General features: G+C 53.8%; 7 protein-coding genes. All 7 read left to right on the top strand.

Annotated features, from left to right (window positions below):
• On the top strand, nt 1-317 hold a 317-nt coding region (locus LG30_RS0113920; protein WP_033131300.1), incomplete at its 5' end, for a hypothetical protein.
• Nucleotides 304-2,106 carry a polysaccharide biosynthesis/export family protein gene (locus LG30_RS0113925; protein WP_238566434.1) on the top strand — a complete coding sequence of 601 codons (1,803 nt, stop codon included), beginning with the start codon at nt 304-306 and terminating at the stop codon, nt 2,104-2,106. The genes LG30_RS0113920 and LG30_RS0113925, both read left to right, overlap by 14 nt.
• Nucleotides 2,107-2,167: 61 nt before the next feature.
• Nucleotides 2,168-2,968: an ABC transporter permease gene (locus tag LG30_RS0113930; RefSeq protein ID WP_033131301.1), complete on the top strand. Its 801-nt coding sequence runs from the start codon at nt 2,168-2,170 to the stop codon at nt 2,966-2,968.
• 11 nt (nt 2,969-2,979) lie between these two features.
• Nucleotides 2,980-3,630, top strand: coding sequence for an ABC transporter ATP-binding protein (locus tag LG30_RS0113935; protein ID WP_033131302.1), 651 nt, complete (start codon nt 2,980-2,982; stop codon nt 3,628-3,630).
• 15 nt (nt 3,631-3,645) lie between these two features.
• Nucleotides 3,646-4,848, top strand: a complete 1,203-nt coding sequence (locus LG30_RS0113940) for a sugar transporter (RefSeq protein ID WP_033131303.1) — start codon at nt 3,646-3,648, stop codon at nt 4,846-4,848.
• 135 nt (nt 4,849-4,983) lie between these two features.
• Nucleotides 4,984-7,881: a class I SAM-dependent methyltransferase gene (locus tag LG30_RS0113945; RefSeq protein WP_033131304.1), complete on the top strand. Its 2,898-nt coding sequence runs from the start codon at nt 4,984-4,986 to the stop codon at nt 7,879-7,881.
• Between the two features lie 4 nt (nt 7,882-7,885).
• A partial coding sequence (locus LG30_RS0113950) for a glycosyltransferase family 2 protein (RefSeq protein ID WP_202963160.1) occupies nt 7,886-10,240 on the top strand: 2,355 nt, incomplete at its 3' end.

A 10,240-nucleotide genomic window follows, 5' to 3' on the forward strand; every position in this document is an offset into this window, starting at 1 on the left:
CATATGAGCCAAAGAAAGTCGAAGCATCCCGCCCCCTCGTCAACCCTGCTACCTCCACTGAACTGCAGGCCATGCCTGCCAATCTGCAACAGGCTCTCAATACCCTGCCGCAAGGAGCAGCCCTCAGCACAAACAGCACCACCTTCACCTTGGGCCAGCGTTATGTGTCAGCCTTGGGAAGTGAGTGCATTGAGCTGTTGTTCAACAGTGATCAAATCCACTCTCAAAGAAGTGTTGCATGCAAGATCGCAGAACAATGGTATTTGATACCTCAATTGGAACAGGCATCCGTCAGCAACCTCCTTGCTGATCAATAACCTGAAGGTATACGTTTTGAAGATAACGAACATTCGTCACCTGAGTACCATCCTGTTTCTCGTCAGTGCCTCCTGCGCATCCATTGCTGCCACCACACAGGATCAGGCTCAACCCAATGGTCAGTCATTTGGCTATAGCCTTTCGGGTAGCGGCGATCGACCCCAACTCGGTGGTCAGTCAGCATTGAGCGGTCAAGCTAACACCAACTCCACTACCGGCAGTTTTACGCAACAAAATCGGCAGGGAATGCTACTGCCTGGTGAGTCTGATGTGCGCAAATTGCTGCCGCAGTCAGAGGCGGGATTGCCCCCGCCCTACGGCGCCAACCTATTTGCCGGAGGGTATGAAACCGAACGCAGCGATGGCCTGAATGACAATTACCTGATAGCCCCCGGGGATAAGCTCAATATCTGGATCTGGGGTGCAGTCAACTTCTCCAACGTCGTGACCGTCGATAATCAGGGCAACATCTTTATTCCCGATGTAGGTCCGATCAACGTCAAAAACGTGCCCGCCAGCCAAATCAATAACTTGGTCACCAGCAAGATAGGGGACGTCTTCACCAACAATGTCAATATTTACGTCAATCTGCTGACGACGACCCCCGTCAGCGTATTCGTCACTGGTCCGGTGATCCGTCCGGGCCAATATGCCGGACAATCCTCTGACAGTGTGCTCTATTTCCTCAAACGAGCGGGGGGGATCGACTCAGATCGTGGTAGTTACCGTCAGATCAAGATCTTGCGCCAAAACCAAGTCATTCAGCAGATCGATCTGTACGAGTTCATGCAGCAAGGCCGGATGCCCAAGCTTTCGCTGAAAGATCAGGATGTGATCTTGGTGGAGCCGCAGGGACCGATGATCAATGTGGCGGGCAAGGTGCGAAACCCGTTCCGCTTTGAATTGAAGAAGCGCAATACGCAAGGCTCTGAGCTCATCGACTATGCTCTTCCCCTTGCCAAGGTGAGCCACGTCGGGGTCATAGGTGATCGTCCCAACGGCCCCTTCTCTATCTATCTTCCGTACAAAGATTTTGCCAGTGTCCAGCTCAAGGATGGGGACAAAGTCTTGTTTAACGATGATATGCATGCCCAGGTCTACGATGTGCAGGTCACTGGCAGCTACATGGGGCCCTCTTATTTCACCGTCCGCAAAGAGACCAAGCTGCACGATCTACTCAATCACATTCCCATCGATCCCAAACTGGCCGATTACCAATCCATCTACCTGATGCGAAAGAGCGTGGCGGCCAGGCAAAAAGAGATGTTGGATGAATCACTCAACCGATTGGAACGCAGCGTATTCACCGCGCCAGCCAGCTCGGATGGGGAAGCCGCTATTCGCGCCAAAGAAGCCGAACTGGTCATGCAGTTTGTGGAAAAAGCCCGCAGGATCCAGCCTCTTGGCAAAGTCGTGGTGGCAGATAAAGGCATCATTGCCAACATTCAGTTGGAGCAGGGCGATCAGATCGTTATCCCGAACAAGACCGATCTTATCCAGGTGGGTGGTGAAGTACTGATGCCACAAGCAGTGGTCTACAACGCCAATGCCGATCTCGACGACTATGTCGCCTGGGCGGGTGGGTTTACCGAGCGTGCGAATGACAAGCGTATCGCCGTTGTCCATGCAAATGGGCTGGTGGAGTTTAAAGGCCAGGGCAGTGTTCAGGCGGGAGATCAGATCCTGGTCTTGCCCAAGGTTGACAGCAAGACCATGCAGTCAGTCAAAGACATCACCCAGATCATCTATCAAATCGCCGTGGCGGCTGATGTGGTGCTGGGTAACTAACCCCTCCCCCGAAAAAACAGGCTCGCCTCATAGCGAGCCTGTTATAGGGTAAAACGACTCAATGCATAAACCCATTCTCAATCAAACACCTCGAACACCCTTGCAGGTGCTGCGCGATGTGACCTTTGGCCTGCTGATCCGCGAGCTGAAGACCCGCTTTGGCAGTTACCGCCTTGGCTATGCTTGGGCCCTGCTCGATCCTCTACTGATGATCAGCGCATTTAGCCTGATTTTCGGGATGCGTAGCCAGAGCGGTTTCGGTGGTGTACCTGTACAGGTTTTTATTACTGCAGGCTACCTGCCTTTCATGTTTTTCAACAAGGTAGTGAGTCAGCTTAAATCTGCCGTCAGCGCCAATATGGGGCTATTTTGCTACCGCCAGGTCACACCCTTTGCCACCTTTGTTGCCCGTTTCATGCTAGAGGTTATGGTTGGCATGATGGTAGGCATTATTTTGGTGCTGGGGTTGCTCTGGTTTGGCTTTGATGCAATCCCGGCGGATCCTTTGCAAGTCATACTCGGCTATTTGCTGCTCATGGTGTTCTCGTTTTCCCTTGGTATTGTCTTTTGTGTGATAGGGAAGTTATTTCAAGAGGCGAGCAAATTTCTCGACCTGTTGATGATGCCACTGATGTTTATCTCTTGCGTAATGTATCCGCTGGCGGCCATACCGGTGCAATACCAGCACTGGTTTTTATGGAACCCGCTGGTACATGCACTTGAGCTGATACGAAGTGGCTGGATCGCGGGGTATAGCAGTCCCGAAGTCAGCTGGGCTTATTTCTCCAGCGCGACCCTACTGTTGCTGACCTTTGCCATGAGCTGCTATCGCCTGAGCCATCGCCGACTGATCGCCAGCTAAAGTGAAACAAGATGATCATTCTTGACAATGTATCCAAGTACTACCCCACCAAATTTGGCCGCAACTATGTGTTGCGCGACGTCAGCATCGAACTACCACGGGATCGCAACATCGGTATTCTGGGCATCAACGGGGCAGGTAAATCCACTCTGTTACGCCTGCTGGGAGGAATGGATACACCCAATCAGGGCAAGGTCACTCGCCTATGTCGCGTCTCCTGGCCATTGGCCCTCGGTGGTGGATTTCAAGGCAGCATGACTGGGCGGGAGAACACCCGCTTTGTTTGTCGAATACACGGAGTGCGTGACACCCAGGCGGTGGAGGAGTGGGTCAAGGAATTCTCCGAAATAGGTCAGCATTTCGAGTTACCCATCAAGACTTACTCCAGCGGGATGAAATCAAAATTTTCCTTTGCCGTCAGCATGGCCTTCGACTTTGATATCTATCTTACTGATGAAATAACCTCGGTGGGGGATGCCCGCTTTAAACAAAAGTGCATCGACACTTTTAATCAGAAGCGCGAAACCGCCAGCCTTATCATGGTGTCGCACGATATGAAGAACCTGCGTCAACAGTGTGACATGGGTATTTTGCTACGCAACAGCACATTGGAAATCTTCGACAATATCGACGACGCCATCCGCATTTATCAGGATCTATAACAAGCTGCATCCACAATGACTCAACCTATCAGACCAGAAAAATCATCGCGCCTTGTGCGTAAACTGCGCAAACTCAGCAATGAGCCCAAGCGTTTCTTTATTGATTCCAGCGGCTTTCAGATTGCCCACCGCTCCTGGCAACAGAGCCTCAAGCTTGGCAGTTTTCTCTGGGTGCTGGCCTGTTTTGCCATCGCCGCACTCTATTTGGGTGTCATCGCCTCGGATCGTTACGTGAGCCGGGCTGAGCTGATGATTAAACAAGCGGACCAGATCAAGATGCTGCCCGATGCCCTGTCGATGTTGGGGATTGGCGGCAGCAATCATCAGGATGTGCTGTTGATCCAGGAATATCTGAAATCCTGGGACCTGCTAACCAAACTGGATAAGGAACTTGGCCTCAAGTCCCATTATCAAAGCGACAAGGCCGACTATTTCTCACGCCTGCCAAGTGATGTCAGCCGGGAAGACTTTGTCGAATATTACCGCAAGCATCTGACGCTGCGCCTGGACGATCTGTCGGGCGTCCTCACCATCGAATTACAGGCGTTTGACCCCGAGTATGGCCAGCAAGTGGTGGGCCTGATGCTTAAGGAGTCCGAGCTCTTCATCAACAAACTCGGACATCAGGTTGCACTGGATCAGCTGGCTTTTGTCGAGCAAGAAGTCAATCGATCCTATCAACGACTACAGGATGAGAAAGCCAAGGTACTGGCCTTTCAAAACAGCCATCAGCTCATCAGCCCGGAATCAACCAGTAGCGCCCGCTTGGGAGTCGTCAGCCAGATCGAGGGCGAGCTGGTACGCCAACAAGCAGAACTCAAACAACTGCGCAGTTACATGAAAGACGCAGCCCCCGCAGTCATCTCGGTGCAAAGCCGAGTCGATGCCTTGACCAAACAACTGGAACAGGAGCGTGCCAAGCTCACTGGCCTTGATAAAGATGCCATGAACGAGATCACCGCCGGCTATCTGGATGTACAAACGCAAGCAACGCTGGCAGCGGATCTCTACAAGACGGGCCTCATCAGCCTGGAGCAAGCAAGAATCGAGGCATACCGCAAATTGAAGCACCTGCTGGTCATCAGCCAGCCGACTCTGGCCGAAGATGCGGAATATCCTCGTCGCCTCTACAACCTGGCCACGGTTGGGGTGCTGCTTATCCTCTTCTATGGGTTGATCGTAATGGGGCTCGCAACCTTGCGTGAGCACCAGGACTAACCAGAAGCGGCCATATAGCCAATCAACTTATTTTTCAGCCCGGGCTATGAACCTGAGCTAATCAATCTAGACAGTGGTCATGATACTGACCACTTCTATTTATTCATTGTTCAAACACCCAAGAGAGTCTCCCCCATGGACCGTCAACAAAACAGCCGTTCAGTGGCCAACCGCAAACAAAAATCAATCGTGCAACCCACTACCGAGCTGGATTTGATTTTCAAACGCTCCCTTTTTTGGCGTCCAACCTATATTGCTCAATCCGCTTGGTTAGAACATATCCCCTTTGCTTTCTGGTTGGTGGAAACCTTGCGTCCTCGCAAGATTGTGGAACTGGGTACTCATTACGGCAGTTCCTATTTTTCGTTTTGCCAAGCAGTGACAAAACTGGATCTGGAAACACTCTGCTTTGCGGTTGATACCTGGGGGGGGGATGAGCATGCAGGGGTGTATGGTGAAGAAGTCTATCGGCAAGTCTCTGAATATAATCAGCAGCACTATTCCAGTTTCTCCACCCTGATCCGCAGCACCTTCGATCAGGCGCTGGCACATTTCCCTGAAAGCAGCATCGATCTGCTTCATATCGATGGTCTGCATACCCTCGACGCAGTACGTCATGACTTTGAAAGCTGGCTGCCCAAGCTCTCTGACAGGGCTGTTGTCATCATGCACGACACCAATGTGAGAGAGCGTGGTTTTGGCGTATTCCAACTGCTGGATGAACTCAAACAACAATATCCCCATTTTGAGTTTGCTCATGGCCATGGTCTTGGCGTGATTGGGGTGGGCAGTGAGCAGGCGCCAGAGATGAAGAGCCTGTATGACATTTCCACCAATGCCCGTACCACCAAGCAGGTACAAGATATTTTCTCTCGTCTGGGCAAAGCCTGTGGCGATAGCTGGGAAAACAGCCAACTCAAGCAACAGCTGGCCGCTCAGCGAGACAACCTGCAGATGGAGCAGCAGCAACTGCATGAGCAGCAGGCGCTGGAAAGGGGTCGCCTTGCCGAGCGTATCACCGCCCAACATCATCAACTGACGGCACTTGAGAGCAGACTTGAAGAGAGCAAGGCACAAGAGGCCGAACTGACCGCACAGCGACAACACGCCCTTGGATTGACATCCGAACTCGCCCTACTGCAGCAGCAGGCGACAAATACCCAAGCACATCTTGCCTCGTGCGAGCAGCAGCGCGAGGAGGTATTGGCCGCCAAACAGAGTCTGGAGAGTGCGCTGTCGCAAGCCACACAGCAACTCGAGCAAACCACTGCCCAGCTCACCCTGCTCACCCAAGAAAAGCAATCGCTGCTCGCCCAGCAGGCGCAGGATTATGGTGTTCAGCAATCACTTCAGCATCAGCTGGAGCAGCAACATGAACACGCCACCGCTCATAAGCAGGCCCATAGCCAATTGCAGCAGCAACTCAATGATCAGGCGCTGCAACTCAATGAAGAAACACAGCTCACCGCACAACTGACCCTGGCGCTTGGCAAGAGCAACCTGGCGCTCACGGAAGGTTCGCGCCAGCTTGCCGACATGCAGCACCAACTGGAGCAATCCTTGCGCACTCAGCATGCGCAAGCACGTTCGTTGGCCGAACAAAATGACACTGTCAAGCTATTGCAAGAACGGGCCAATGCCCTGCTGCAAGAACTCAGCGAGCAACGTGAGACCAAGAGCCAACTGCAACATGCCTATGGCTTACTGGAAACCCAGCATGACGCCCTTAGCCATGAACGCGATACCCTGCGTCAGACACAGATCCAGTTGCACGAGCAGATCGAAATGGGGCAGCGCGAGCAGCAGACGCTGCAACAACAGCAAGCCACATTTATCGAGGAGCACCAACAGCTTCAGAGCCACTGCGACGCACTCTCTCGCGACCTGGCCAGCCAGCGAGAGCAGCACGATGCCGCCCAACACGCTTGGCAGCAACAAGGGTTGCGCCTTAACACCGAGCTCAATGACCAGCAGCAGCAGATTGGCGAACTCCATCAGGCCCTGAGCGAGCGTTTTGGCGAAACCGCCGTATTGACTCAGCGACTTGAAGAACAGGCTCAGCATATCGCCGAGCACATCCGCACCCTCAATACCCAAGAAGCCTTGCATCAGCAGCTCGCCGCTGAACTCGCCGCTTCGCAGCAGCAGGTGAGCGATCGCTTTGGCGAAACCGCCACCCTGACCCGCCTACTCGAAGAGCAGACTCAGCAGATTGCCGAGCACACCCAGACCATCCATGGCCAGGAAACAGCACGCCAGCAGCTCGCGACTACACTGGCGGCCGCGCAGCAGCAGGTGCAGACCATGCAAGCGCAGCATCAGCAAACTCAAGCCGAGCTGGCCTCGCTAACAGCAGAAAAGCAGCAGATGCACGATACCCTTCTGGCTCGCGAACAATCCTGGCAAGCAGAGCGGGCCAAGCAGGCACAGATCCAGGCAGACCTGCAGCAACAACTGGCGGCCAGCCAGCAGCAGGCGGCCCGGCAACAGGCTGCGCTAGAGGGGCAAGTGAGTGAACTTGCCAAACAGAACAAGGGGCTGGAGGCCAATATTGCCGAGCGCTTCGCTGAGCTGGCACTCATGACGCGGCATATGGAACAGTTGACCCGTCAGTTGCAACAAAAAGAGCAGCAAGTCGAGCAAGCAAAGGAACGGGCGCAGAAGCTGAAGAAGACTGTCTCCTGGAAACTGACCGCCCCTGTGCGCGCCCTTGGCCGCACGTTCAAAGAAAGCCCTGCTGGGACAACAGCCTCTATGAGCGCCGCAGAGCGTATTGCCGCCTCCGGGCTCTTTGACGAACTCTGGTATCTGCACCGCTATCCAGAAGTTGCCGATGCGGGATTGCCAGCCATCGAGCACTTTATCAAAGTAGGGGCGGATAAAGGCTATAGCCCCAGCGAGCAGTTCGATACCCGCTGGTATATGCAAACCTACCCGGATGTGGCCCAGGGAGCCATCAATCCGTTACTTCATTACATCATGCACGGGAAGGCCGAACAGCGTCATTGTCTGCCGGCCAACAAGGGAAAATAAAAAAATGATGGTTAACAATAACCTAGAAGAGTTGTTGGCACAGTTTGATGAGCAGTGGTATCTGCACACCTATTGGGATGTCAACCAGACAGGGCTCTCTCCCAAAGAGCATTTCAAGCGCTATGGTCGATTGCTTGGCAGAAAACCATGTGCATCCTGGGGCGTTGCACCAGCAGTGAATCAGAGAGCCACTGCGATTGCCCTGCCCTATCTGGGACTGAACCAACTTTCAACCGATATTGATCATCCCCAAGGATGGTTGTCAGAGGGAGAGGATCCTTTCTTCATCGTTGATTTAGGACAACTCTCTGGCATAGGACAAGGCTGGTACCAGTTTAATCTGACCCTGAATTGCCCAGCCAAGCAGGGGCTGGCCAAACTGTACCTGGATACCGGTAAGGGGTTTAACGAGCTTGAAACGGTCACCTTGCCATATAAAAGAGCCATGGCCTCCAGCCGTTTGTTTTATCTGGAATCCCCTCTCGTCGCCTTGCGCTTCGACCCACTGGAGCAGGCATCTGCATTCTCAATCACGCAATTTGAGATTACTGCTGTCAATGAACACCACATTGAATCCGCGCTACTGGCTCGTATTCAAAAAGAGCATCAAAGCTATCGGGATATGCCGTTGGATAAGATCAAGGCATCCATCTCTGCCGATCGCCATGGCATCTCAATGACACAGTTGCAGGCACTCTATAACGAGACCTTCAGTTTCTCCTTGCCCTCTGTCGATTATGAAGAGTGGATAGAAACGGTAGAAGCGGCTTCACTGCCCGCTCCTGTGGAAGTGGATGCCATGCTCTCTGGCATGAAAACGCCGCCCCTTATCTCTGTGGTGATGCCAGTCTATAACCCGGCTGAAATCTACCTGCGGGCCTGCCTGGATTCCGTCTTGGCACAGAGCTATCCCCACTGGGAGCTCTGTATTGCGGATGACCGCTCGCCAAAGGCCCATGTGCAGCGGGTACTGCGCGAATATGAGGCCAAAGACAGCCGGATCAGGGTTGTCTATCGTGAGCAAAATGGTCATATCTCGGCGGCCTCCAACAGCGCCCTGGAGATTGCCAAGGGTGATTTCGTAGCCCTGCTGGATCATGATGATGCCCTGCCGGAACATGCCCTGCTGTTTATGGCACAGGCCATCTGTGAGCAGCCCCAAACCCAGATCCTCTATAGTGACGAAGACAAGCTCAATGGTCGCGGCGAACGCTTTGACCCCCACTTCAAGAGCGACTGGAACCCGGATCTGTTCTTCTCACAAAACTATGTCTCCCACCTCGGGGTTTATCGCCGCTCGCTGCTGCAACAAATAGGCGGGTTCCGCCTTGGCGTCGAAGGCAGCCAGGATCAGGATCTGCTGCTGCGCTGCCTGCCCCATGTGACGGCCACGCAGATAGTCCATATCCCCCGCGTGCTCTACCACTGGCGCACCATCGAGGGCTCCACGGCCCTGGCTTCCGGTGAGAAGAGTTACACCACGGATGCGGGCATCAAGGCGCTGCGCGACTATTTCGCTGGCCAGAAACCCGGTGTCACTGTGGAAGCGGGCCTGGTGCCCAACACCTATCGGGTGCGTTACCCCATCCCCGAATCGGCCCCTCTGGTCAGCCTGCTGATCCCCACCCGGGATCGCCGCTCCCTGACTGAAACCGCGGTGCGCAGCATCATCGATAGGAGCACCTATACCCACTTCGAGATCCTTATTCTCGATAACGGTAGCGTCGAGCAGGAGACCCTCGACTTCTTTGCCCATATCCAGCGAGAAGACAGCCGGGTCAAGGTATTGCGCTATGATCACCCCTTCAACTACTCGGCCATCAACAACTTTGGCGCCCGCCATGCCAAGGGGTCAATCGTCGGTCTGGTCAACAATGATGTCGAGGTGATCAATCCGGACTGGTTGACTGAGATGGTGAGTCACTGCCTGCGACCGGAGATCGGCTGTGTGGGGGCCAAGCTCTATTACAGCAACAATACCCTGCAACATGGTGGTGTGATCCTCGGCATTGGCGGCGTGGGCGGGCATTCCCATAAACATTATCCTCGCCACCATCCAGGTTATTTCAGCCGCTTGTTGCTGCCCCAAGCCCTCTCTGCCGTAACGGCCGCCTGCCTGCTTATTCGTAAAGATATTTATAATGAGGTCGCCGGGCTGGATGAAGAGAACTTGCACGTTGCCTTTAACGATGTGGACTTCTGCCTGAAAGTGCGCGAGGCGGGTTATCGCAATCTCTGGACCCCCTATGCCGAGCTTTACCACTACGAGTCCATCAGCCGCGGGGCCGAAGATTCACCGGAGAAGATTGCCCGCTTTGCCAAAGAAGTAAACTTTATGAAAACCAAGTGGGGCAAGCAG

It is taken from the genome of Aeromonas aquatica, assembly GCF_000764655.1.
Taxonomy (GTDB): Bacteria; Pseudomonadota; Gammaproteobacteria; order Enterobacterales; family Aeromonadaceae; genus Aeromonas; species Aeromonas aquatica.

Bases quoted from the DNA above. Each gene is read 5' to 3' on its own strand.
- LG30_RS0113935 (WP_033131302.1), top strand. From the start codon at position 2,980: ATGATCATTCTTGACAATGTATCCAAGTACTACCCCACCAAATTTGGC.
- LG30_RS0113940 (WP_033131303.1), top strand. From the start codon at position 3,646: ATGACTCAACCTATCAGACCAGAAAAATCATCGCGCCTTGTGCGTAAA.
- LG30_RS0113930 (WP_033131301.1), top strand. From the start codon at position 2,168: ATGCATAAACCCATTCTCAATCAAACACCTCGAACACCCTTGCAGGTG.
- LG30_RS0113945 (WP_033131304.1), top strand. From the start codon at position 4,984: ATGGACCGTCAACAAAACAGCCGTTCAGTGGCCAACCGCAAACAAAAA.